This window comes from uncultured Kluyvera sp., from assembly GCF_902485085.1.
Taxonomy (GTDB): Bacteria; Pseudomonadota; Gammaproteobacteria; order Enterobacterales; family Enterobacteriaceae; genus Kluyvera; species Kluyvera ascorbata.
The window spans coordinates 23,091-49,043 of record NZ_CABTJS010000091.1; the positions used below are offsets into that span (position 1 = coordinate 23,091).

The 25,953-nt window shown below is 50.4% G+C and carries 21 protein-coding genes; 12 read left to right on the forward strand and 9 right to left on the reverse strand.

Going from position 1 to position 25,953, the window contains the following annotated elements; translation table 11 throughout:
* Window positions 1-97 precede the first annotated feature (97 nt).
* The 5 genes from ettA to RDN66_RS10630 all read left to right on the forward strand — a co-directional run bounded on the left by ettA (window position 98) and on the right by RDN66_RS10630 (window position 8,376).
* A complete protein-coding gene (gene ettA, locus RDN66_RS10610) occupies window positions 98-1,765 on the forward strand; it encodes an energy-dependent translational throttle protein EttA (RefSeq protein ID WP_035894572.1) in 1,668 nt (555 codons plus the stop codon).
* A 487-nt stretch (window positions 1,766-2,252) separates the two neighbouring features.
* Window positions 2,253-3,308 (forward strand): capsule biosynthesis protein, encoded by a 1,056-nt coding sequence (locus RDN66_RS10615; protein WP_202218167.1) that lies wholly within the window; start codon window positions 2,253-2,255, stop codon window positions 3,306-3,308.
* 24 nt (window positions 3,309-3,332) lie between these two features.
* Window positions 3,333-5,006, forward strand: a complete 1,674-nt coding sequence (locus tag RDN66_RS10620) for a polysaccharide biosynthesis/export family protein (protein WP_202216536.1) — start codon at window positions 3,333-3,335, stop codon at window positions 5,004-5,006.
* Window positions 5,007-5,073: 67 nt separating this feature from the next.
* Window positions 5,074-7,095 carry a capsular polysaccharide biosynthesis protein gene (locus RDN66_RS10625; protein WP_202216537.1) on the forward strand — a complete coding sequence of 674 codons (2,022 nt, stop codon included), beginning with the start codon at window positions 5,074-5,076 and terminating at the stop codon, window positions 7,093-7,095.
* A 15-nt stretch (window positions 7,096-7,110) separates the two neighbouring features.
* Window positions 7,111-8,376, forward strand: a complete 1,266-nt coding sequence (locus RDN66_RS10630) for a capsule biosynthesis protein (protein ID WP_202216538.1) — start codon at window positions 7,111-7,113, stop codon at window positions 8,374-8,376.
* On the opposite strand, the gene RDN66_RS10635 is transcribed toward RDN66_RS10630, so the two are convergent.
* The 7 genes from RDN66_RS10635 to serB form a co-directional block, all read right to left on the reverse strand.
* Window positions 8,373-9,887 carry a stealth conserved region 3 domain-containing protein gene (locus RDN66_RS10635; RefSeq protein WP_202216539.1) on the reverse strand — a complete coding sequence of 505 codons (1,515 nt, stop codon included), beginning with the start codon at window positions 9,885-9,887 and terminating at the stop codon, window positions 8,373-8,375. The two genes, RDN66_RS10630 and RDN66_RS10635, sit on opposite strands and share 4 nt — an antisense overlap.
* Window positions 9,880-10,899, reverse strand: coding sequence for a galactosyltransferase-related protein (locus RDN66_RS10640; protein WP_202216540.1), 1,020 nt, complete (start codon window positions 10,897-10,899; stop codon window positions 9,880-9,882). Before RDN66_RS10640 ends, RDN66_RS10635 begins: the two co-directional genes overlap by 8 nt.
* A gap of 3 nt (window positions 10,900-10,902) precedes the next feature.
* Window positions 10,903-11,568: an ABC transporter ATP-binding protein gene (locus RDN66_RS10645; protein WP_202216541.1), complete on the reverse strand. Its 666-nt coding sequence runs from the start codon at window positions 11,566-11,568 to the stop codon at window positions 10,903-10,905.
* Window positions 11,565-12,341 carry an ABC transporter permease gene (locus RDN66_RS10650; protein WP_202218168.1) on the reverse strand — a complete coding sequence of 259 codons (777 nt, stop codon included), beginning with the start codon at window positions 12,339-12,341 and terminating at the stop codon, window positions 11,565-11,567. The genes RDN66_RS10645 and RDN66_RS10650 overlap by 4 nt, the downstream gene beginning before the upstream one ends.
* Before the next feature lie 481 nt (window positions 12,342-12,822).
* Entirely contained in the window at window positions 12,823-14,049 is a 1,227-nt protein-coding gene (gene nadR / locus RDN66_RS10655) for a multifunctional transcriptional regulator/nicotinamide-nucleotide adenylyltransferase/ribosylnicotinamide kinase NadR (RefSeq protein WP_202216542.1), read from the reverse strand.
* 119 nt (window positions 14,050-14,168) lie between these two features.
* Window positions 14,169-15,551: a DNA repair protein RadA gene (gene radA, locus RDN66_RS10660; protein ID WP_035894570.1), complete on the reverse strand. Its 1,383-nt coding sequence runs from the start codon at window positions 15,549-15,551 to the stop codon at window positions 14,169-14,171.
* A gap of 10 nt (window positions 15,552-15,561) precedes the next feature.
* On the reverse strand, window positions 15,562-16,533 hold the full coding sequence (serB, locus tag RDN66_RS10665; RefSeq protein ID WP_035894569.1) for a phosphoserine phosphatase: 972 nt from the start codon (window positions 16,531-16,533) through the stop codon (window positions 15,562-15,564).
* Between the two features lie 106 nt (window positions 16,534-16,639).
* Here serB and RDN66_RS10670 point away from each other — a divergent pair, with 106 nt between their 5' ends.
* From RDN66_RS10670 to RDN66_RS10700, 7 genes are all read left to right on the forward strand, one after another.
* The gene (locus tag RDN66_RS10670; RefSeq protein ID WP_035894567.1) at window positions 16,640-17,272 is read left to right on the forward strand and encodes a YtjB family periplasmic protein; all 633 of its coding nucleotides are present in this window, start codon (window positions 16,640-16,642) and stop codon (window positions 17,270-17,272) included.
* 18 nt (window positions 17,273-17,290) lie between these two features.
* The gene (gene lplA / locus RDN66_RS10675; protein ID WP_308537841.1) at window positions 17,291-18,307 is read left to right on the forward strand and encodes a lipoate--protein ligase LplA; all 1,017 of its coding nucleotides are present in this window, start codon (window positions 17,291-17,293) and stop codon (window positions 18,305-18,307) included.
* A gap of 328 nt (window positions 18,308-18,635) precedes the next feature.
* Complete coding sequence (locus tag RDN66_RS10680; protein ID WP_202216544.1) at window positions 18,636-19,331, forward strand: DUF1120 domain-containing protein; 696 nt, start codon at window positions 18,636-18,638, stop codon at window positions 19,329-19,331.
* 69 nt (window positions 19,332-19,400) lie between these two features.
* A complete protein-coding gene (locus tag RDN66_RS10685) occupies window positions 19,401-20,081 on the forward strand; it encodes a DUF1120 domain-containing protein (protein WP_202216545.1) in 681 nt (226 codons plus the stop codon).
* Window positions 20,082-20,157: 76 nt separating this feature from the next.
* A complete protein-coding gene (locus RDN66_RS10690) occupies window positions 20,158-20,865 on the forward strand; it encodes a fimbria/pilus chaperone family protein (RefSeq protein WP_202216546.1) in 708 nt (235 codons plus the stop codon).
* Window positions 20,866-20,888: 23 nt separating this feature from the next.
* A complete protein-coding gene (locus RDN66_RS10695; protein WP_202216547.1) occupies window positions 20,889-23,315 on the forward strand; it encodes a fimbrial biogenesis usher protein in 2,427 nt (808 codons plus the stop codon).
* A complete protein-coding gene (locus RDN66_RS10700) occupies window positions 23,312-23,881 on the forward strand; it encodes a hypothetical protein (protein ID WP_202216548.1) in 570 nt (189 codons plus the stop codon). The genes RDN66_RS10695 and RDN66_RS10700 overlap by 4 nt, the downstream gene beginning before the upstream one ends.
* A gap of 40 nt (window positions 23,882-23,921) precedes the next feature.
* On the opposite strand, the gene deoD is transcribed toward RDN66_RS10700, so the two are convergent.
* Both deoD and deoB read right to left on the reverse strand, forming a co-directional pair.
* Window positions 23,922-24,641 (reverse strand): purine-nucleoside phosphorylase, encoded by a 720-nt coding sequence (gene deoD / locus RDN66_RS10705; protein ID WP_202216549.1) that lies wholly within the window; start codon window positions 24,639-24,641, stop codon window positions 23,922-23,924.
* A 57-nt stretch (window positions 24,642-24,698) separates the two neighbouring features.
* Window positions 24,699-25,922 (reverse strand): phosphopentomutase, encoded by a 1,224-nt coding sequence (deoB, locus tag RDN66_RS10710; RefSeq protein ID WP_035894564.1) that lies wholly within the window; start codon window positions 25,920-25,922, stop codon window positions 24,699-24,701.
* Window positions 25,923-25,953: the final 31 nt, after the last annotated feature.

Here is a 25,953-nt window from a genome sequence, read left to right on the forward strand (position 1 = left end):
ACACAGCAGAATTTGCCTGCTGGGATTGGACGGGGAAAACAGCTACACTTCGCCTTTGAAAAACTCTATTCATCACTATAAAAGAGGCGAAGTCCACGTGGCTCAATTCGTTTATACCATGCATCGTGTCGGCAAAGTGGTTCCGCCGAAACGTCATATTCTTAAAAACATCTCGCTGAGCTTCTTCCCTGGCGCAAAAATCGGTGTTCTGGGCCTGAACGGCGCGGGTAAATCTACCCTGCTGAAAATTATGGCCGGTATCGATACCGATATCGAAGGTGAAGCTCGCCCGCAGCCGGGCCTCAAAATTGGTTACCTGCCGCAGGAACCAAAGCTGAACCCTGAACATACCGTACGTGAATCCGTTGAAGAAGCCGTTGCCGAAGTGGTTAACGCGCTGAAAGGCCTGGACGAAGTGTACGCCAAGTACGCTGAACCAGACGCCGACTTCGACAAGCTGGCTGCCCAGCAGGGTAAGTTCGAAGAAATTATCCAGGCGCACGACGGTCATAACCTGAACGTGCAGCTTGAGCGCGCCGCTGATGCGCTGCGTCTGCCGGACTGGGACGCTAAAATCGAAAAACTCTCCGGTGGTGAACGCCGCCGCGTCGCGCTGTGCCGTCTGCTGCTTGAAAAGCCAGACATGCTGCTGCTCGACGAACCTACTAACCACCTGGATGCGGAATCCGTCGCCTGGCTGGAACGCTTCCTGCACGACTTCGAAGGCACCGTTGTGGCGATTACCCACGACCGTTACTTCCTCGATAACGTTGCCGGTTGGATCCTCGAACTCGACCGCGGTGAAGGTATTCCGTGGGAAGGTAACTACTCCTCCTGGCTGGAGCAGAAAGATCAGCGTCTGGCTCAGGAAGCTTCTCAGGAAGCGGCTCGCCGTAAGTCCATTGAGAAAGAGCTGGAGTGGGTTCGTCAGGGCGCGAAAGGCCGTCAGTCTAAGGGTAAAGCCCGTCTGGCACGCTTTGAAGAGCTGAACAATACCGAATACCAGAAGCGTAACGAAACCAACGAACTGTTTATCCCACCTGGCGCACGTCTGGGCGATAAAGTCGTTGAAGTGAGCAATCTGCGTAAATCCTACGGCGATCGCGTACTGATTGACGATCTGAGCTTCTCCGTACCGAAAGGCGCTATCGTTGGTATCATCGGCCCGAACGGCGCGGGTAAATCCACCCTGTTCCGTATGATGTCCGGTCAGGAACAGCCTGACAGCGGCACCATCACGCTGGGCGAAACCGTGAAGCTGGCCTCCGTTGACCAGTTCCGTGATGCGATGGATAACAGCAAAACCGTATGGGAAGAAGTTTCCGGCGGGCTGGATATCATGAAGGTTGGCAACACCGAGATGCCAAGCCGTGCGTACGTGGGCCGCTTTAACTTCAAAGGCGTCGACCAGGGCAAACGCGTAGGCGAGCTGTCCGGCGGTGAGCGCGGTCGTCTGCACCTGGCGAAGCTGCTGCAGGTTGGCGGCAACATGCTGCTGCTTGATGAACCAACAAACGACCTGGATATCGAAACCCTGCGCGCGCTGGAAAACGCCCTGCTGGAGTTCCCGGGCTGCGCGATGGTTATCTCGCACGACCGTTGGTTCCTTGACCGTATCGCCACCCACATTCTGGACTACCAGGATGAAGGTAAAGTGGAATTCTTCGAAGGTAACTTTACCGAATACGAAGAGTATAAGAAACGCACGCTGGGCGCAGATGCGCTGGAACCGAAGCGTATCAAGTACAAGCGTATTTCGAAGTAATCCTCATCAGGCGAATAACTCCGGTTATTCGCCTTTTTCATTTCCCCATTAAATCCCCCTATCTATATTCCCCCTCCATTTAATAACACATTCAAATATGATTATTTTCACTCACGGCATTTCTTACCCCCCAGGATTGAGATAGTTGAATAGCTGTGTTAAAAATACCCCTTCGCGCTAAGAGATGATTTATACCCTTGGTTTATTCATGAAGTAAATCTGCAGCAACGGCACTATTTAGATAATAAATTAATGACATTCATAAGGAATTGACATGTCTTATTTTTTCTATGCTTATCGCTTCGCGTGATAGCAAACCTATTATTCATAATAACTATTTTATATTTCTTAAAAGGTTTAAATCAGCGAAGCTATGAAAATGATCTCTCCGCACATATCGGCGGTATTACTCGCAACGGCAGCAGGCTTACGAAAGACGGTAAAAAAGCTAAAAAACGTTGAAGTACAACGTTATCTATGGCTGGTTATGATCGCTACTCCCATGCTATTGCTGCTTGTTTATCTGCTTATTTTCAGCCAACCACGGTTTGTCAGTGAATCAAAAGTCGCCGTCAAACGCCCTGCTGATATTGATACCGCCAGCCTGAACGTCGGCCTGTTATTAGGAGGTTCCACCTCCTCATCGGCCGAAGACTCGCTGTATCTGAAAGAATATATAAACTCCCCGGATATGATGCATACTCTCAATAAACAACTGAATTTCCATCAGGCGTTTGGAGAGAGTGGCTTAGATTTTTTTTATCATTTATCGATACATGCCACGAACGAACAATTGCTGGACTATTATCGCCAGCGTATTTCGGCGAGCTATGATGAAAAAAATGGTCTGCTGACTATCCAGACGCAAGGGTTCACGCCTGAATTCGCCCTTCAATTTAACCGCGCAGTGCTAAAAGAGTCTGAGCGCTTTATCAATGAGCTATCTCACCAGATATCCCGTGAACAGATGAAGTTTGCCGAAGAACAGTTACAGCAGGCCAGAGTCCGATTAAACACCAGCAAGCAGGCATTAATTACCTATCAGAACAGCCACAATATTCTGGATCCGCTGGCTTCAGCGGAAGCGGCGACGACGCTTGTGAATTCGCTGTGGGCGAAAAAAATTGAAATGGAGGCGGACCTACGCAACTTACTGACCTACCTGCGCAGCGATGCGCCACAGGTTGTCAGCGCCAGAAACGCCATCAGCTCTCTGCAATCTCAAATCGATCAAGAACAAAGCAAGATAACGGCGCCTGAAGGCAAAAAGCTCAACAGCATGGCGGCCGATTTTGAAGAGATAAAGTCGCAGGCCGTTTTTGAAGGCGATCTGTACGCGCTCGCGCTCAAAGCCTTTGAAAAAACGCGAGTCGAAAGCGCCAGAAAATTAAAAACGCTCGCCACCATCAGCACCCCGCAACAGGCGCAAGAATCAGCATTTCCCAACGTCCCTTACCTGCTAATGAGCTGGCTGCTGGTCTGCTGCCTGCTGTATGGGGTAACCCGATTGCTGCTGACCATTATCGAAGATCACCGAGACTGACGCTAACACTGAACCGGATCCTCTATGAAACGAGCCACACTCATTTTCTTATTTCTATTGCTGCAATCAAACGCGACTTTTGCCGTTGGCGTAACGGCAGACCCTGAATTAACCGGCGCGGCCCCGCCCCCCTCCGTGCTGATGCCGCAAAATGGTAACGCTGCTGACACCAGCGGTTTTGATAACACACCGCCGTCGCCGCAGTTACCTGCCGATAGCCGGATGTTCGGCGCCCAGCTCTTTACCGGAGCTTCAGCGGATAGCGGGGCCAGCATCGGCTTTAATCCGAACTACGTGATTGGGCTCGGTGATACCGTACAGGTTCGCCTCTGGGGCGCGTTTACCTTCGATGGCGCGCTGACGGTCGATCCTAAAGGCAATATTTTTGTGCCGAATATTGGACCGCTGAAAGTGACCGGCGTCGCCAACAGCCAGCTCAACGGCCTGGTCACTGCCAAGGTAAAAGAGGTGTACCAATCTAACGTCAACGTGTATGCCTCCCTATTGCAAGCACAACCGGTGAAGGTCTTTGTCACGGGCTACGTCAAAAATCCTGGACTGTACGGCGGCGTGGCATCTGACTCGCTGCTCTCCTATCTGAGCAAAGCCGGCGGCGTAGACAGCGAACGCGGCAGCTACGTCGACATTGCGATAAAACGCGGAAAATCAACGCGTACTCACGTCAATCTGTACGATTTCCTGCTCAACGGTACGCTCGCGCTCTCGCAGTTTGCCGATGGTGACACCATCGTGGTCGGTGCCAGAAAACAGAGCTTTAGCGTTGAGGGCGACGTTTATAACGGCTACGAATTCGAGTTTTCTGAAGGCTCAATTCCCGTTCTGGAGGCCCTGAACTGGGCACGTCCTAAGCCTGGCTCCACCCATTTCACCATCGTGCGCCAGCAGGGCACGATCAAGCGGACAGAGTACTATCCACTGGGGAGTGCCGCCGGGAGAAGCCTACAGGATGGCGATAAGCTGATCATCAGCTCCGACCGCTACGCAGGCACTATCCAGGTGCGCATTGAAGGCGCGCATTCCGGCGAACACGCACTGGTCCTGCCTTACGGCAGTACGATGAAACAGGTGCTCTCACAAATCAGAACCAACAACATGTCCCGGATGGACAGCATTCAGCTTTATCGCCAGTCCGTTGCTCTGCGGCAAAAAGAGATGCTCGACCTCTCCTTGCAAAAACTGGAGGAAGCGTCTCTCTCTTCACAATCCGCAACTCAGGAAGAGGCTCGCCTGCGTGTTCAGGAAGCACAGTTGGTCAGCCGCTTTGTTGCCAAAGCCCGCAACGTGGTCCCCAAAGGCCAGGTGGTACTCAATGAAAGTAATCTCGATTCAGTGCTGCTGGAAGATGGCGACATCATCACCATCCCAGAGAAAACGTCGCTGGTGATGGTACACGGTTCCGTACTGTTCCCCAACGCGGTCAGCTGGCAAGAAAAGCTTGATGTTGATGATTACATTAAAAAATGCGGCGGTCTAACACAAAAATCCGGACAGTCGAAAATCATCGTCATCCGCCAGGATGGCGAAGCGTTGAACGCCGACGATGTTAATACCATCGCGGCAGGCGACGAAATTATGGTCTTGCCGAAATATGAATCGAAAAACATCGAAGTTACACGCGGTATTTCCACCATCCTTTATCAGTTAGCCGTTGCGGCAAAAGTGATTTTGGATCTGTAACCCCTATAGCAGCGGTGGGTTATCCCGCCGCTGCTATCCCATCATTGCACTAGAGAATGTAATCAGGATGATTGGCATTTATTCATCAGGCATCTGGAAAACGCCGCACCTTGAGGCGTTTCTCGGTGAACCCGGCATCAAGCTGACGCCCCATCACAACCTCGCGTCAACCCGCCTTCGCGCCATCGCAGTGTGGGGAGAACGCCCTTCAGCACAGCGCCCTATCAAGCTGGCTCGGCAAGCCGGCATTCCTATTCTACGACTGGAAGATGGCTTCACCCGCTCGCTAGGACTAGGCGTGAATGGCGCGCCACCACTAGCAATGGTAATGGATGATTTAAGTATTTATTACGATGCCCGCACGCCCAGTCGGCTGGAAAAGCTGATCCAAGCCGCCGCCGTCGATCCCTACCAGGAAAACGAGGCGCAGCGTGCTATCACGATGATAGTTAACCACGATCTCTCGAAATATAACCACGCCCCGCCCTTTTCTGCACACGTATCGGGCAAAGAGGTCGTACTGGTTATTGACCAGACCTTTGGGGACATCTCTGTAACGCTTGGTGGGGCAAACGAGCAACAATTTTCCGCGATGCTTGCCAGCGCCTGCCGCGAGCACCCACGGGCAGAAATCTGGATCAAAACCCATCCCGATGTTCTCAGCGGTAAAAAGCGCGGTTATTTCAACGTGCAGCCAATCGACCCGCGAATTCAGCTAATCGTCGAAGACGTCAGTCCGCAGTCTTTGCTGCGACACGCCACTAGGGTCTATACCGTCACATCGCAATACGGCATTGAAGCGCTGATGGCTGGCAAAAAGGTCGTCTGCTTCGGGCTTCCCTGGTACGCAGGATGGGGGATAACGGACGATCGCCATCCCGATGCACCAGCGCTCGCAGCACGGCGTGGCTCCGCGCCGCTGACAGCACTGGTCAGCGCCGCCTGGCTTCGATACTCCCGCTATATCGATCCCTACACTGGCGAGCGGGCCACCCTTTTCGACGTGCTGGACTACCTGCACCTGAATCGAACCCACCGTCTTGCCCGGCGGGGACATTTATGGGCACCGGGTATGACGCTCTGGAAAAGCAGTATCGTGAAGCCCTTTTTGCGAACTTCAGATAATCGAGTGAGTTTCTCCCGTCGCTGCAAAGAGGCAACGGCCTGCATCGTCTGGGGAATTCAGGGGGAGGAGCGCTGGAAGGAAGATGCGGAAGCTCGCAACCTTCCCATCTGGCGGATGGAGGATGGTTTTCTGCGTTCATCAGGTCTTGGTTCAGACCTGCAAGCCCCGCTTTCACTGGTGCTCGACAAGACAGGCATCTACTACGATGCAACCCGTCCCAGCGATCTGGAGCATCTGCTTAACCACTCTCTCCTGACCATCGAACAGAAGCTACGAGCATCACATCTGCATCGGCATCTGGTGGAAAATAAGCTCAGCAAGTACAACCTCGGTGAAGGCTGGCAGTGCCCACCAACCGGAGGGAAACGCGTGCTGCTGGTTCCTGGGCAGGTGGAAAACGATGCATCTATTGCGACGGGCACGCTCAGCATCAATACCAATCTGGCGCTCCTGCATACCGTCCGTGAACGATATCCGGACGCATTTATTATTTATAAACCGCACCCCGACGTGCTCACCGGCAACCGTCCCGGCCATATTGCCGAAGCGGAGATGTCACGCCTGGCCGATTGCGTGGCCCTTGATGTCGATATTATCGAGTGTATTCAGCAAGCGGATGAACTCCACACTATGACCTCACTTTCTGGATTTGAAGCGCTACTGCACGGTAAGCAGGTGTACTGCTATGGCCAGCCGTTCTACTCCGGATGGGGGCTTACCGTGGATGAGCATCCCAATACCCGCCGCCAACGGTCGTTGACGCTGCAAGATCTGATCTACCAGGCCCTTATTGCCTACCCAACCTATATCCACCCACGTGACCAGCGCGTCATCACGGTCGAAGCGGCTGCGGCATGGCTAACGACACAAACCCGTCCCGCAATGGCGGCAAAGAGAAAAGCCAACCGGTTGGTACGCCTGTGCCGCAAAGCCATCAATTTTTACCGCGTAAAATTTATATAATAATCAGGAGGGTGCATGGAAAGCACCGCAATGAACAACCTGCTGGCAGGTAAGCGCTATTTGCTTTTACAAGGCCCGATGGGCCCCTTCTTTTCCGAACTGGCCAATTGGCTAGAGAGTAAAGGCCGTGAAGCCGTCAACGTGGTTTTTAACGGCGGAGACCATTTTTACTGCCGCCAGCGCACCGTGCTGCACTATACCCAAACGCCAGCGCAGTTTGCACACTGGCTCAAAGGAGTCTGGCAAACCTATCCCTTTGATACACTCGTCTGCTTTGGCGACTGCCGTCCTTTACACCAGGCAGCACGCCGGTGGTCCAACGCAAAGGGGCTACGCTTCCTGGCGTTCGAAGAAGGTTATCTACGTCCTCACTTCATTACGCTAGAGATCGGCGGCGTTAACGCCTACTCTTCGCTTCCGCGGGAATCCGACTTTTATCGCCAGTTGCCGGAAATGCCGCCGCGCGTTATTCAATCCCTGCAGCCCTCAACGTGCCAGCGCTACCGGCATGCGACCTGGTATTATCTCATTGGCTGGTTTCACCAGAAACAGTACCCACACTACCGGCACCACAAGTCATTCTCTCCGTGGTATGAGATGCGCTGCTGGATCCGAGCATGGAGGCGTAAACATTGGTATGCCTTTAGAGAGCGGCATGTGCTCTCGCGCCTGCAAAACCAGCTGGATAATCGTTATTACCTGGCCATCTTACAAGTTTACAACGATAGCCAAATCCGTCAGCACAGCCCTTATAACGACGTTCGCGAGTATATTAATGACGTGATTTATTCTTTCGCGACGAAAGCACCAGTGACAAAGTTTCTCGTGTTTAAGCATCACCCGATGGATCGCGGCCACCGCTTGTATACGCCTTTAATCAAATGGCTCAGTAAGAAATACGGAGTAGAAAACCGCGTGTTGTACGTACACGATTTACCCATGCCAGAAATGCTGAAACATGCAAAAGCAGTGGTGACAATCAATAGTACGGCGGGGCTGTCAGCGCTGATACACAATAAATCGCTGAAGGTGATGGGCGATGCCCTGTACGACATGAAAGGGTTGACGTATCAGGGGCATCTGCACCAGTTCTGGACGGCGGGGTTTAGGCCGGATATGAAGTTGCTGGGTAAGTTTCGTGGATATTTATTGGAGACGACGCAGATTAATGCGGTGTTTTATGGGAAAGATAATATGTATATCAAGAAAAATATGCTCTCAACGGAAAAAATAGCGAGTAAAAAAATCTCTTTCGATAATTATAGGACATATAAGAATTAATCATGAATTTCTTTTTCCCATGGAGCAGACTCACTAAACCGTCTATTAAGATAATCTTTTGTGGCAGCCTTATACTTTTTATCTACCGCGCTACCTGCCCCATCATTGAAACACATAAGCTTATGAGAAAATGCTTGCTTATCCAGAATCATTTTAATATTTGATGGTCTTACAATGATGTTTTTAGTTTCGCCAGAAACAGACTCCTTAGTTATATAGGAATAATGATGATATAAAAAAGAAGTTAAATTAATATCAGTATCGCTTCTTAATTTTGAATATCTTGTTCTATTGATGTCAAAATTAAAAAATTCTTCTATGCGCTGTAATACTGATTTCTTCAACGCATGAGGCACATGCCTTGTTAAGTTTCTTGCACTATAATTCGGAGCAATATTTTTAAGCAGGCGACATGAATTGATAGATGCTTTCATATAATCAGGTATATTTTCTCTCATGGAGCTGTCATAAACCATACCATAAGGTTCATAATAGGAAATAGATCTGCCAGCATCGTCAAAAAAATCTGATTTAAGACACGGCTGTCCTAAAACAACATCATCATTGAAATAAATAAAATGCTCACTTAAATTATTAATATTATGTAAGCAACACTCAATTGAATGTGAATTAAATGTCGGAAGCATCTCTTCACTTGGATATATTTCCTCATGAAGAACCCATTCAATTTTAGGGTTATCTTTCAACCAGAATGGTTTGGAGCAATTCGAGACTACGTATATCTTATTTATCCATTTCGCATATTTATTTATCGATCTGAGAGAATATTTCAGCTCGTCATTATCCGTAAACCGATCGGGATCAAATTCTCTTTCAGGGAATGTGCTCAGCCATTTTTTTTGCCATTCAGGGTCAGTCTGATTTACCCATGTATATACAGCATCAACGCTGACATGATCCCGTACGTCTCTATTGTAGATCATATGTATTTCACTCACATGAAATTTTTTCGCCAACACATGTCTTGACCGTGCAGTTGCTAAACCATCAGAATCCACATCGTAAAGATAAACATTAAAAACATAACCCTCGTTGATCTGATTTGATAACTCAATCACAAAGTCAGAACGTTTTGAAAGGGCCAGAGTTATTTTACTGATATTAAAATCAGTGTTCGCGTCAACTTCCACATGATAGCCACCAGTTAATGTATATATTTTCATAGACATAGATGACATTTTTTTTAATACGCCAACTATACTTAAAAGTAAATTTAAGTGTCCACTCCATATAATAATACTATCGTAATCATGTTTATTTCTGACACAACACCCTGCATTGAGCTTATCTTTTACATAATTCACCACTCCATTTTTTATAATTTCATCATAATTTATACTATGCTCAACACCATATGCTACTTCTAACTTTTCATTATAAGGATTGACTCTATTTCCTAATCTCTTTTTAAATAAATCATAAAAAAATAAATCAGGATCTTTTATAAGTTTATTAATTTTTTTTATATTACGGAAATTAAATTTATCCATTTAATAAAAACCTCAACCTTCGTTTAAACGTATCTAACCTATCAATATGGCCAGGCTTATTCTCAAAATAAATTGAATAATCATGAATAGAACCTTTGTTCATCGATACATAATTGATAAACTCAGAAATCAATGTATCATTAGCGTCACTGATTTCATTTTTAAAAAAAACATGATGTTCATTTTTAAAAGAACAAAAATTATTCTTTTTAAATTCATAATAATTATCACTTTCACACTGGTATTTATCATGGTAAATGTGAAGAAGTATCTCTTTACTTAACAGTTTAGGAAAGCATAACCGTCCCAGGAATCGTCGGAACCCAATAGCGAACAGCGGTGATCTTGATGGTTTATCGATAAACGAATCTGTATCTTCAGGTAAGATTGAATAAAACTTACAAAGACGAATTAGAAAATCGAAATCTTCATACCCATGTCCTATATAACTCTCGTTAAATCCACCAATTTCTTTATATATATGCTTTTTCATCAAAGTGATTGATGAGGGGCTCGCTAAATGTAAGAAATGCATACGATGAAATAAAAAATACTTCTCCAGTAAATCGATCCTTCTAAGGTTATTATTTTTTAAAGCTTTGCTTCCGGACTTACTCAAATACAAGCAAGGGTATATTATAAACTTATCTTTTTCATAATAGTTATTTTTAATATCTTTTATAAAAATGCTAAAGTCAGGATAAATATCGACATCTAGTAAAACCAGATCATCCGTACCAACATTAGAGAATGCCGCATTTCTAAGTGAAGACAAGTTAACTTCTTTTTTTTGCTTTACTAATTCAATAGAAACATTTGAGAAAGCACTCATTTTTTCAATAAATAAACGCTCGTATCTATCATTCGAATAATTAAGGCCAAAGGAAATACTTACGTTATCCTTCATAGCTGCCATAGAAAGATTAGCAGCCCTGGAGATGATATCTTTTGGTCTTCTTCTCAAATCAATGGGTACAATGCAAGTCAGGACTCCATTTTTTTTCTCATGCATATATTAGATTAACTCTTCATTATTATAACGTTGTATGCCTATATTGACATCGTTAAACAAATGAGCATGTCCATCCTTATCAAAATACAACGCAAGATCGCAATACTCCTTCAAACTACTTAAACTATGCGACACCATTAAAAAACTCGATTCTTTATGCCGAGCTTTAAACATATCCGCACATTTCTGCTTGAACCGGGCATCACCCACCGCTGTCACTTCATCAACCAGATAATAATCAAATTTAAACGCCATGCTTAAACCAAACCCCAGCCGTGAGCGCATCCCCGATGAGTAGGTTTTAATCGGCATATCAAAGTATTTCCCCAGTTCGGCAAACTCTTCGACAAAAGCGACCTTCTCTTGTAGTTCACCTTTTTGTGCGTACAGCCGGGCGACAAACTTCACGTTCTCGCGCCCGGTAAGGCTGCCCTGGAAACCGCCGGAAAGGCCTACAGGCCACGAAATGGTGTTATTGGTGACGATCCTGCCGCTGTCTGGTCGGTCGATTCCGCCAATCATGCGCAACAGCGTCGATTTCCCAGCGCCGTTGCGACCAATAAGTGCCACGCTTTTTCCGCTGGGCAGCTTAATATTGAGGTTTTTGAAGACGTAGTGCCGCCCCTGGGGCGTACGATAGGATTTGGTGAGATTCTCAATGCGGATCATGATGTCAACATCGCCTCTTCGCGCAGGCGATAAAGAACAAGCCCTACAAATAGCATTAGCAGAGTGCAGAAAGCCAGATAAGGCAGGCTCACCCCCTGGCTCACATAGCCCGCCACCACGCATTCACGGCTCAGTTCAACGATATGTACAATGGGGTTCCAGAGGAGATAGGGCCAATAGTCACGCGGTACGGCGTGCAGCGGGAACATAATGCAGGAGACGAAATAGAGTGGCTTTATCAGGATAGGCAGAAACTTCTCCATCTCAGGAAACGTCTTCCCCACCACCATGAACACCATCCCTACCCCGCAGGAAAAGAGAATCAGCAGCAACCACGTCACTACTAAGGTGACAAGCTGCGTGACGCTAAACACCTCACCGGCTATACCGACCACGCACATCAGGACAATATAGACACAGCCATAAATCAGGCTTTCAAGCAGCGCCCTTGCCAGAATGGTGTCGATAGGCTTAACTGGACGATAATTAAATAGCCCCTGATTTGCGTCGATTGCACTAATAGAGCGGGTAGCGATATGGCTGAAAAGGAAATAAGGGATAATGCCGTTTATCAAAAAAACGGGAAATGAAATATCCGGCATCGTGCGGTGCATGACAAAACCAAATACGGCTAACATCACCAGCATATGCGCGGCAGGTTCGAGAATAGCCCAGCAGTAGCCCAGCCGATACTTGCCGAAACGTGTTTTAATTTCACGTAAAAAAAGCGCGCAAACTGCCGCACGCTGGACATCGATACCGTTTCTGGCCATAAGATGTTTCTTCCATTCAGGCATGCTACCGCCCTGGCCTTATACGACCATAGCGACTAACAAAAAATCACAGGGGATGGACATCTTCAGGAGGTGAATAATAGAGATTGAAGCATTAATTACAAAAATTATAAAAACAATAAATAAGAAACCGCCACACCATTCCCTTGATGCATTCCAATGATATAAATTGGAGAATGGAATTTAGCTTTTAATGACGACAATAACTAGCACTATCTCATTTAATTAAACTTAAATGATTTTTTAGAATATATTAAATGATATATTTTTATTTATAATCAAAGCGTTATTTAAGAAAGCAGCACATGTAAAATACGATATTATAAATATCATACTTATAATAATGGCCGAAAAATAAAAGCAAAATTTCTTATAATATAAACGAATCAATGGCAACCAATAAAAATATTTTTCATAATGATGAAACAGCACGGCACCACGCAAGTGCCGTGCCAGAAGGTTAATCCCCCATCAGCTCTTTCACCAGCTCCACGCAGCGCAGGAACCGGGAGTCGTAGTCTGATTCTTCGACATGTACAAATTCGATGTTGTTCTTTTCAAGCAGAGAGACCAGCAAAGTCTGGAACTCCTTGCGGTCGACTGAACTCCCCAGGCTGCGCAACCCATCGGCCACCCACGGAGTATTATTTTCCAGCAGGATAACCAGGTCGAAGCGGTACTCGTCAATCAGCGCCTGTACAAACGGGTGTTCACGCCCCTCATACTTCTTACAGAACGCCTGAGTGCTGACAAAATCGGTATCGATAAACGCCACTTTGTTAGCGTACTTCACCGCAAAATCGATGTACTGAGCATGTCCCAGCGCGATTTTGTCGTAGTCGGAATACTGTAACGCCATCTCGTCGCCGCCCAGGTGCGAGAAAACGTAGTCTCGCCCATATTCCCAGGCACTGGTGGTATTAAAGATATTCGCCAGCTTGTTCACCAGCGTTGATTTCCCGCTGGACTCGCCGCCAAGAATCGCCACCGTACGCACAAAGAACGGCTTCACCTCGGTTGGAATGTAATCCCAGTAGCGGAATGGGTTCTCACGAATCTGCGACCCGCTGATGTTCATGAAAGTACGTTTTGGGTCAATCAACACCGTTTCAATACCGAGATGCTCAAGGTACTGTGGCGCATCGGCTTCTTCTGAGGAGTAAATCCAGTTGGGCGCGATACCCTTCTCTTCCATAAACGTTTTTATGCCCGCGCTCCACACATCCCAGCCGTGCGGATACGGCTCCATGCCCTCTTCATTAAAGGCGTGAATACGGATGTTCTTCTGGTACTTGAAGGTTTGCAGCAGCCAGCGCAGGCGGTCTGGCACCGTCGGCTGCTGCGACATGGCGCTATCTTCAAACAGCGCGCGGTCGCGCGTGTCGTCATAACCCATGATGATATGCAGCTCATCAACCTGGCTACAGGCGCGCTGGATCAGGTAGATATGCCCCGTATGCAGTGGGTAAAACTTACCGAATACCACGCCAATATTTTTCTGCTGACGCGGGAACTCCAGTCCAAGAAAGCGGTGCAGCGCTTCAAGCTTTTGCGCGCTCGGGCTTTTAATTTTGGCGTTGAGAAGCTGGCTTAAATAGCCCTTGGTCATGCCGCTGGCGTCAGCGACCTGCTGTAACGTACAGCCTTTCTGACGGATTGCGGTTTTGAGATAGTCGAACGACGACACAAGAGCCTCCTGCTGAATTGGGGTAAACCATCTACCCATTATACAAAAAACCCGGATGTACTCACGGTACTCTCCGGGGAAAAAGACCGGCGACACAGTACGTCGCCGGTGGTCAAACATTAAAGTTCGTCAAAAACATCCAGCGCGTCGGCGAGTTTTTTCACGCCAAAGACCTTCATGCCTTCCGGAATCTTCTTCGGTACGTTAGCCGCAGGAACAATCGCGCGGCGGAAACCATGCTTAGCGGCTTCTGAAATGCGCTCCTGTCCGCTAGGGACGGGACGAATTTCACCGGCCAGCCCGACTTCGCCGAAGACCACCAGATCCTGCGGTAACGGTCTGTCCCGTAGGCTGGAAACCATCGCCATCAGCAGGGCCAAGTCTGCGCTGGTTTCGGTCACCTTCACACCGCCCACCACGTTAACAAACACATCCTGGTCTGCCATCTGTAGCCCGCCGTGACGGTGCAATACCGCCAGCAGAATCGCCAGTCGGTTCTGTTCAAGACCCACAGCCACGCGGCGAGGGTTGCCCATCATGGAGTGATCCACCAGCGCCTGAATCTCGACCAGCAGCGGGCGTGTACCTTCCCATACCACCATCACCGAACTGCCAGAGGTCACTTCATCACCGCGGCTCAGGAAGATGGCGGAAGGGTTACTCACCTCGCGCAGACCTTGTTCGGTCATGGCAAATACGCCCAGTTCGTTCACCGCACCAAAACGGTTCTTATGGCTGCGCAGCGTACGGAAGCGCGAGTCCGCATCGCCGTCGAGCAATACCGAGCAGTCGATACAGTGTTCAAGCACTTTTGGCCCCGCCAGCGAGCCATCTTTCGTCACGTGGCCGACCATAACAATCGCCACACCGCGCGTTTTCGCAAAGCGCGTGAGATAGGCCGCGGTTTCGCGCACCTGCGCCACGCTGCCCGGCGAGGACTGAATATCTGCCATGTGCATTACCTGGATGGAATCGATAACCATCAGCTTCGGCTGCTCTTCTTCCGCAATCTGGCAAATCTGCTCGATGCTGGTTTCGGAAAGCATATTCAGGTTCGCGGTTGGCAGCCCAAGACGGTGCGCGCGCATCGCGACCTGCTGCAACGACTCTTCGCCGGTGACGTACAGGGTTTTCATCTGCTCGGCGAGCTTGCACAGCGTTTGCAACAGCAGGGTCGATTTACCGGCCCCGGGATTACCACCAATCAAAATAGCGCTACCCGGCACCACACCGCCGCCCAGCACGCGGTCAAACTCTTTAAAGCCGGTGGAAAAGCGCGGCAGCTCTTCCAGACTGATATCCGACAGTTTTTGCACCTTTGCGACGCCGGCATTACCCGCGTAGCCGCTCAGGCGCTCGTTACGTGCGACCGTAGGGGAAGCCGCAACACGCACCTCGGTGATGGTATTCCAGGCATGGCAGGCGCTACATTGCCCCTGCCAGCGCGGATAATCCGCACCGCACTCATTGCAAACAAATGCGCGTTTAGGAGCTTTCGCCACGTTAACCTCTTTATTTCTGATTCATGCTGCCGGAGAGAATGCAGAACACCCCCATCAAATCGGCATGACGAATAGTGACTTCCGTCTGTTCGTTCACTTTTGGTTTGGCATGATACGCAATCCCCAGCCCGGCTTTTTTGATCATCGGCAGGTCGTTGGCACCATCGCCAATCGCCACCGTCTGAGCATGGGGAATTTCATGTTTCTCAGCCAGTTGCAGCAAGGTTTTCGCCTTATACTGCGCGTCGACAATATCGCCCACCACTTCGCCCGTCAGCTTACCGTCGCGAATACCCAGCTCATTGGCCACCGCCGCGGTTAAACGTAGTTTATCGCGCAGGTGATCGGCAAAGAAAGTAAAGCCGCCGGAGGCAATCGCCACCTTCCAGCCCAGCGTTTCAAGCTTCAGTACCAGTTGAGTCAGCCCCGGCATCAGCGGCAGGGTTTCACGCACCTGACGCAGAATATCAGCATCGGCATCTTTGAGCGTGGCAACGCGTTGGCGCAGGCTGGCGCTGAAATCCAACTCACCGCGCATCGCGCGCTCGGTCACTTCCGACACCAGCTCACCGGTACCCGCCAGCTTGGCGATTTCATCAATGCACTCAATCTGAATCGCCGTGGAGTCCATATCCATCACCAGCAGACCCGGCGTACGCAGATGCGGGATTTTGCCCAGCGGGGCAACGTCCAGCCCGGCATCGTGTGCCAGGCGCGTTGCGCGCGGCGTTAACGACCCCGCCAGGCGAATAACCTGATAGTCTTCAACGCACCAGGCCGCGACAATCACCATCGCCGCCCCCAGCTTGCGCTGATAGGTGGTGAGGCTCGCTTTATCCAACCCGCGGCCATAGAGCAGCCAACCGCTGCGACCGGCGTGGTAATCCAGCGGCATAACCTCATCACCGCTCAGGGAAAGCGGCAATCCAGGCCACAGGGAGACATCTTCAGGCAAGTCGCACCAGGTCAAACTGTTTGGCATTACAGCTCCAATCTTCTCTATATTAAGCCCAGGAAAATAACGCATGAGGCTACCTTGTAACCAGCGCTTCTGGCAACATTAAGCTGTAAATTTTCAAAGGTGGAATATGGTTCGCGCAAAACTGAAATTTCGACTGCATCGCACCGCGATTGTCCTGATCTGTCTCGCTCTGTTGGTGGCATTGATGCAGGGCGCCTCCTGGTTCAGTCAACAAAGCCAGAAACAACGAAATCCGCAGCTTGAAGAACTGGCCAGAACGCTGGCGTTTCAAGTGTCGCTCAACCTTGCGCCGCTGATGAAAAGCGAAACGCCGGATGAAAAAAAGATAGGCCAGTTGCTTAATCAACTCACGACCAAAAGCCGAATCCTGGACGCTGGCGTGTATGATGAACAGGGTGATTTGATTGTCCGCACCGGCGAACAGGTCGATCTGCGTGACCGCCTGGCGCTGGACGGTAAAAAAGCGGGCAGCTACTTCAACCAGCAAATCGTCGAACCTATTCAGGGGAAAAATGGCCCTCTGGGCTATCTGCGCCTGACGCTGGATACTCACACCATTGCCACTGAATCCCGTCAGGTGGATAACACCACCAACATTCTCCGCCTGATGCTGCTGCTGTCGCTCGCTATCGGCGTGGTACTTGCCCGCACGCTGCTGCGCGGAAAGCGCACCCGCTGGCAGCAGTCGCCGTTCCTGCTCACCGCGAACAAGCCGGTGCAGGACGAAGATAAAGATTAATCAGAAAAGGAAATCGCTATGTCAACGCTACGCCTGCTGCTTTCAGACTCTCACGACCCGTGGTTTAACCTCGCCGTGGAGGAGTGTATTTTTCGCCAGATGCCCGCCACGCAGCGGGTGCTATTTCTGTGGCGTAACGCAGACACGGTGGTGATTGGCCGGGCGCAAAACCCGTGGAAAGAGTGCAACACTCGCCGCATGGAAGAAGACAACGTCCGCCTGGCGCGCCGCAGCAGCGGCGGCGGCGCGGTATTCCATGACCTCGGTAATACCTGTTTCACCTTTATGGCCGGTAAGCCGGAGTACGATAAAACCATCTCGACTTCCATTGTGCTCGAGGCGCTGAATTCGCTGGGCATTACGGCGGAAGCTTCCGGTCGTAACGACCTGATCGTGAAAACCGAAGAAGGCGATCGTAAAGTCTCCGGCTCTGCCTACCGGGAAACCAAAGACCGCGGCTTCCACCACGGCACGTTACTGCTTAACGCCGATCTTAGCCGTCTGGCTAACTACCTGAACCCTGACAAGAAAAAGCTTCAGGCTAAAGGCATTACGTCGGTGCGCAGGCGCGTGGCGAATCTGGTTGAGCTGCTCCCAGACATTACCCACGAGCAGATTTGCGAAGCCGTCACTGAAGCTTTTTTCCGTCACTACGGCGAGCGCGTAGACGCCGAAATTATCTCTCCGGATAAAACGCCAGACCTGCCGAACTTTGCCGAGACGTTTGCGCGTCAAAGCAGCTGGGAGTGGAATTTTGGTCAGGCTTCGGCCTTCTCTCATCTGCTGGACGAACGTTTTACCTGGGGCGGCGTAGAGCTACACTTCGACGTGGAAAAAGGTGTGATTACCCGCACGCAGGTATTTACCGACAGCCTCAATCCCGCGCCATTAGAAGCGCTCGCCGAGCGTCTGCAAGGATGTTTGTATCGTGCCGATAAGCTGCATCAGGAGTGTGAAGCACTAAAAGTTGATTTCCCGGAGCAGGAAAAAGAGTTACAAAATATTTCAGATTGGATTGCAGGAGCAGTGCGTTAAGCCTTCTTTTATCCGAGCCAGGAAACGTTAACGCCATCAACGTTAGCGTTTCCAACATAGCTAACATAATATCGGCAAATAATAAAATAGCGTTCACAAATAAACAAAACCATTTGCTACGCTGGCAACGTATGTATATATCGAGATAAAATAAACAAGTTTTCATTTAATAAACCCCATCAATATTTATTTCCTCGATAATATTCAACATAGCTATATACATACTTAAGCTTTACTTAAATATGTATATATACAAACTAAATCGACAGGCACTATTATTCTCCAGGAAAATTATCTTTCGGGATAAATAATATTAAGGATGGATTTAATGAAAAAGTTATTAGTTGCAACCGCCGTTGCAATGACGCTTTCTGCTACGGCGCACGCTGCGGATAGCACTGCCATGCTAAAACTAGAGGGTACGCTGACCAATGAACCTTGTGTAGGGTCAATTTCAGGTGGTGGTACCGTTGATTTTGGCACCAAGCGAATTGCTGAACTGTCTGCAACGGATACCAATCAGCTAGGTAGCTTAGATACGAGTTTTACCATTACCTGTACGGCGCCAACGAAAATGGCGTGGTACATCAATGACAATCGAACAGACAGCAGAGCCGCCGTGACGGTAAAAGGCGGTTTCATATCTACAGAAAGTTCCTGGCGCGCTGAAACTTTGTTTGGCGTAGGGAAGACTGCGGGCGGCAATAAAATAGGCGCATACTCAGTTTCATTGGATGGTGCCAACTCCGTTGCCGATGGAAACATCAAGAAAATAGCATACGCTTTAACTTCCGAAGCACCAAATTACGACTGGTCAAAATTTAACAGCACTAACTTGGATCTTTTATATTCGAACGGAACCAGTGCTTATACCATTAGCGACGATAGCTTCACCCCAGAGGCCTTTACTACCGCCACCTTCCCGCTACGTATTTCACTGGCTGTAGATAGCACTGACATCCTCGCCATCACTGAAGATACGCCTATCGACGGTGATGCCACTATTACTATGTTCTATCTGTAATAGCGATATTACCGATATGACTCTCACGTCATTGACGTTGATGCAAAATTAGAACGTTAAGGAACAACGATGAAAAAGATTTTAGCTGCTTCCGCCATCGCAATGGCAATGGCCGCAACCGGCGCTAATGCAGCGATGACAGCCCAACTGAAAGTCTCCGGGAAGCTCACTGTAGCCGCCTGTAATCCTGCTGTGAGCGGTGGAGGCACAGTAGATTATGGTCGTATCAGTTTAGGTAACCTTTCTGCTACTAGCCTGAATGCGTTAGGTGAGAAAGACGCCTCACTGACCATCACCTGCCCGGAACCCACCAAAGCCGCGTGGGCGATTACCGACGATCGTGCTAACAGCAATGCAGCACTGAATATCAGCGAGGCTGATGCGGCCAAAAATGCCGTAAGCGATACCACTATGACTTACGGAGTGGGTGAAACCACAGGTGGCGTGAAGATTGGCTCTTTCACGATTTATGCCGATATCGCTAACGTCACCGCTGACGGTACAAAAGTGGACGCCATTTCAGGCACGACCAGTAATCCAACATGGGTTAAATCTACCACCGGGATCATCAAAAACGGCGAAATGGAGATGATGACCGTAGCGAGCTCCGGCACGACTGCACCACTGGCTTACACCACCGCAGTATTCCCGCTTAAGACCGTTTTGGCCGTTCAGGACACAACAACCCTGAATATTACCGACGATACAAAACTCGACGGCCAGGCGACCATCACCATCAAATATCTCTGATTATTTCCAGCGATATTTAATCACCCCGACTCTCCCCTACGGGGAGAGTTTTTATCAGGTTAAAGGATTAATCTCGATGACACCTAAATCTTCACTCTACAAATTCGCCCTGACCGCACCGCTATTATTCCCGGTACTGTTTAACCAGGCCTACGCTGCCGGCATGGTGCCGGAAAGTACTCTGCTGGTTATTGAAGAATCCACCCATAGCGGGGTGATGAACGTAAAAAATACCGATAACGCTCCTGCGCTGCTGTATACCGCGATTGTCGATCTGCCAGATGATACCGGGGTAAAACTAAACGTAACGCAGCCCGTCGTTCGCGTTGAGCCGGGTCAGCAACAGCAATTGCGTTTTATTATGGAAAGCCCACAGCCGCTGACGGTCGAGCATTATAAACGCGTCACCTTTGAAGGCATTCCACCGAAAAACACCAGCAAGAATGTGAAAGTAAACTTTAACCTTCGCCAGGATATTCCGGTGCTCATCCGCCCTAAAAACCTGCCGGTGGTCACCGATGCGTGGAAACTGCTGACCTGGTCCGGCAGCGGAAAAAACCTGCAGGTGAAAAACCCTTCTGCCTACGTGGTTCGTCTGGGACAGAAGGTGACTTTCCAGCCTTCCGGCACAACAGGCATCTTAAAGAAAACCTACATCCTGCCGGGTGAAACCATGAACGTCGAGGTGAAATCCGCCGTTTCCGGGGACAAGTCAGTGCTGTTTTATCCCGCCAGCCGCTACGGCATTGAAGTCCCGAGCTTTACCGCTCCTCTGGCACAATAATTAAATTGATGAGAGCGATGAGAGTGACTGTTCTAAATCTCCCCTCCTGCATCCGGGCTGCACTCTATTGCTCGTTAATGGCTTCGGTTCTCCCAGGCGTTCTTGTGCAGGCCAGGGAAGTGACGTTTGATACCGAGATTCTGGCCTCCCGAGGTATCAGTAAAAACCTGGCGGATTACTTTGCTGAAGCCCCGCGTTATCTGCCCGGCAGACATACCGTTTCCGTCACCATTAACGGTGTTGATAAAGGGCCAATGGCCGTGTTGTTTGATAGCAATGGACAGCTCTGCGTAGACGAGGATTTCCTCAGTGCCGCGGGTCTGTTGCCGCTGCGCATCGGCAAGGATGAACCCTGCCACGATCTGCTCAGCGACTACCCTTCAGCCGTGATTAACCCGGTACCGGGCAACGAATCGCTGGTGCTGTTTGTTCCCGGCGAGGCGCTGGACAGCGGCTTTATGAAACCACACAACTTTGTCAAAGGCGGGACGGCAGGGTTATTCAATTACAATCTCTTTACCAGCCGTAATGAGGTCGACGGCGCACAGGCACGCAGATATACACAAGCCAACCTCGAAGCCGGGCTCAATATCGCCGAATGGACCTTACGCAGCCGTTATATGATAACGGACGACAACGGCAGCTATAGTACCGACAGCCTCTACACTTATGCCGAGCATGTGTATGAATCATATAAGGTTCGCGCCCAGGTCGGGCAGATTAACGTCAGCTCGCCGCTGTTTGCCGGCGCGCCGATTAACGGCGTGCAGTTTGTCCCGGAAAACGGCCTCGCGCCGGATACCCCCGGTGTGACCGTCAGCGGGATCGCCCGTGGGCACCAGGCACGCGTCGAAGTACGCCAGTCGGGGCAATTGATCTACACCACGGTGGTCAACGCCGGGCCGTTTAGCCTCGAAAACGTTCCGGTGATGCGCGCCAATGCTAACCTCGACGTGAGCGTGGTAGAGACCGACGGTTCTGTCAGCCGCTTTCTGGTACCGGCCTCTTCATTCAACTTCCAGACCACCCGCCCGGTAGGGCTGGCGATGTCGGTAGGCCGCGTGCGCGATATCGAAACCGACTACGACCTGCCGTGGGTATATAACCTCTCCAACGGTTGGCGGTTAAATCGCGACTGGCTGGCCACCGCCTCCGGCGTGCTGACACAGGACTATCAGGCCAGCGGCGCCATGGTGCAGTGGTTACCGCCAGGCCGTTTTATGCTGTCCGGCTCGCTCCTGGGCAGTAAAGAATCCTTTGGCGACGCCAATGATGGCGGCAAAGGTGAAATTCGCGCCAGCATCGCGCTGCCCGGTGATTTTAACGTTGATCTCAGCGCGGCCAAATACAGCCCAGGCTATCGCGAACTCATCGAATCCCTGAATGACGATTTTGACGGCTATCAAAATAGCTACAGCGCAAACCTCTCCTGGAATAATGACATTCTGGGGGCTTTTTCGCTGGGCTATTATGCCTATGAAGCCAACGACAATAATGATGACAGCCGCAGCCTGATGGTCTCCTGGGGGCGTTCATTCAAATACTTTAATATCTCGGCCAACTGGCAGCACGCGCTTAACCAGCAGAGTGACGATGGCAGCAATTACCAGAATAGCAATGACGACGACATGTTCTACGTCAACGTCAGCATCCCGTTTGGATCGCAGCGCGTGGGCGCGTACATGCGTAACCAGGGCGAGAAGACGACCTATGGTTTACAGAACAACGGTTCGATAGGCGAAAACACCAATTATTACATCTCGGCGGATCGCGACAACGAAAGCCAGGAAAATACCTTCAACGGTAATATCAATACCAATTTGCATTATACCCAGCTCAGCCTCGGCGCGGGCAGCGGTAGCAATAACCAGCGCAACTATAACGGCACCCTGAGCGGGGGCGTTGCCTTCCACGAGCATGGCGTCACCTTCTCACCATACGAAGTGAAAGACACCTTTGCGATTGCCCGCCTGAGCGAGCCGCAAAGCGGCATTGAGATTTCCACGCCGCAGGGTCGAGTCTGGACCGATCGCTGGGGTCAGGCGGTGGTACCTGGCATGACGGAATGGGGGCGTTCCCGTATCGAAATCAACGCCAATACCTTACCGAAAAGCATGGACCTGGCCAACGGGATTAAAAATGTTGCCGCCGCCCATGCCGCGTTTAAAGAACTGGATTTTAAAGTGCTTAACACCCGTCGCGTGATGCTGGAAGTCAAAAACGCCGACGGTAGCTGGCTGGCAAAAGGCACCAGCATCGTTGACGAGAAAAATAACTATCTGGTCAGCGCCGTTGACAGTGGACGCGTGTTTGTCACCGACATGGCAGACAGCCCGGCGCTGTACGGCGTGGATGACAATATGCGTCGCCTGTGCCGCATTCACTACACCCTGAGCGACAGCCAGGATAAAGAGGCATTTTACGAAACGGCAAAAGGAGTCTGCCAATGACCTTGCACGCAAAATATCTGCTGATTGCCGCCGCCGCGTTATCTCCCCTTAGCGTTCCCCTGGCGCAAGCGGCAGATGAGTGTCAGCTCAATTTCGCCAACAACAACGTCGATTTCGGCGCCTTCAGGCAGGACGATATTGTGGGGTCGAAAAACAGCTGGCATCAGATGCCGTCAAGAGAGGTAAACGTCAGCGTCTATTGCCCGGAAGGCCAGACGATGGCCCTGTTTGTGCAGGGGCAAGCCGGAGAAAAAGGCCGCTTCTATTTTGGCGACAGCAGCGCGCTGGCCGTTCGTGCCAGCCAGATGATTGTGGACGGTAAAAAGTACAACATCGCCAAAACGAATGACCGCACCCGCTTTACCCCGGACGGGCAAGGCCAGGAAAGCCTGTTATTGCACAACAACGAGGGCATCGTCGCGGTGGATAATCAGTTACCCGTGAACGGTAAACAATTGAGTTTTACCCTGAAGCTCACGCCGGTAATGAATGATAGGCAATTTTCGCGCGCGACGGACATCACCACGATGGAAAGCAATCTGATGTGGGAATTGTTAACGCAGTAGGAAAAAGAAAAAGGGGCTGATATTGCCCCTTTTAAAACACTTACTCTTTATCGCCCAGCAGAACAGATTCCAGTGCGATTTTAATCATGTCGTTGAAGGTCGTCTGACGTTCAGCGGCAGTAGTCTGCTCGTGAGTACGGATATGGTCGGACACGGTGCAGATGGTCAGCGCTTTCGCACCGAATTCTGCGGCTACGCCGTAGATGCCCGCCGCTTCCATTTCCACGCCCAGGATGCCGTATTTTTCCATCACGTCGAACATGGTTGGATCTGGGGTGTAGAACAGGTCAGCGGAGAAGATGTTACCCACACGAGCGTCAACGCCCAGCGCTTTGGCCGCATCAACCGCGTCACGCACCATGCCGAAGTCAGCGATAGCCGCAAAGTCGTGGTCTTTGAAGCGCAGACGGTTCACTTTAGAGTCGGTGCACGCACCCATGCCGATAACCACGTCACGCAGTTTCACATCAGCACGAACCGCGCCGCAGGAGCCCACGCGAATGATTTTCTTCACGCCGAAGTCGGTGATCAGCTCTTTGGTGTAGATGGAGCAGGATGGGATGCCCATACCGTGACCCATAACGGAGATCTTACGGCCTTTGTAAGTCCCGGTGAAACCTAACATGCCGCGAACGTTGTTCACTTCACGGACATCTTCGAGGAAAGTCTCAGCAATGTGCTTCGCACGCAGCGGGTCGCCCGGCATCAGCACAACATCAGCGAAATCGCCCATTTCAGCGTTAATATGTGGGGTAGCCATCGTAATTTCCTTTATTTTTCAAATAGACGAAGGGCGGGAATCCTCCCGCCCAAATAATCACAGCATATTTTTGCCATATTCCATTGGGGACGTACCGAAGTAGGTCGCCAGCGTCTGGCCGATATCCGCGAAGGTTTCACGGTGACCCAGCGAACCCGGTTTGACTTTCGGGCCGTAGATCAGCACCGGAATGTGCTCACGGGTGTGGTCAGTACCGGTCCAGCTTGGGTCGCAGCCGTGGTCAGCGGTGAGGATCAGAATGTCATCTTCACCCACCAGCTCCATCAGCTCCGGCAGACGGCGGTCGAACAGTTCCAGACCAGCCGCGTAGCCAGCGATATCGCGACGGTGACCCCATGAAGAGTCGAAGTCAACGAAGTTGGTGAAGACGATAGTCTCATCACCCGCTTCCTTCATCTCTTTGATGGTGGCGTCGAACAGTGCATCCAGACCGGTCGCTTTCACTTTTTTAGTGATACCGCAGTTGGCGTAGATGTCCGCAATCTTACCGACGGAAACCACGTGACCGTGTTTTTCATCAACCAGTTTCTGCAGAACGGTCGCGGCCGGTGGCTCAACGGCCAGGTCGTGACGGTTACCGGTACGCTGGAAATTACCCGCTTTGTCGCCGACAAACGGACGCGCGATAACGCGGCCAATGTTATAGCCGCCTTCGGTCAGCTCTTCGCGCGCGATTTCGCACAGCTCGTAGAGTTTATCCAGACCATAGGTCTCTTCGTGGCAGGCAATCTGGAACACTGAGTCGGCAGAGGTATAGAAAATCGGCTTACCGGTTTTCATATGCTCTTCGCCCAGTTGATCGAGGATCACAGTACCGGAAGAGTGGCAGTTGCCGAGGTAGCCCGGCAGGTTGGCACGCTTAACCAGTTTATCCAGCAGTTCCTGCGGGAAGCTGTTTTCGTGGTCGCTGAAGTAGCCCCAGTCGAACAGTACAGGCACACCCGCGATTTCCCAGTGACCCGACGGCGTATCTTTACCGGAAGAGAGCTCATGCGCCCAGGCGTATGCGCCCACCACTTCCGCGTTACCGTCCATACCGGCAGCAATTTTGCCGGTGGAACCTTCATGCGCTTTCACCAGACCCAGACGGGTCAGGTTAGGCAAATTCAGCGGGCCCTTACGGCCATTGTCAGCTTCGCCTTTGGCACAGGCTTCTGCAATGTGACCCATGGTATCTGCGCCAACATCGCCAAAGCGGTCAGCATCTTCCGTTGCACCAATCCCAAAGGAGTCCAGCACCATAATAAATGCACGTTTCATCTTGTTCTCCATACATCTTGCGCTGCAAAAA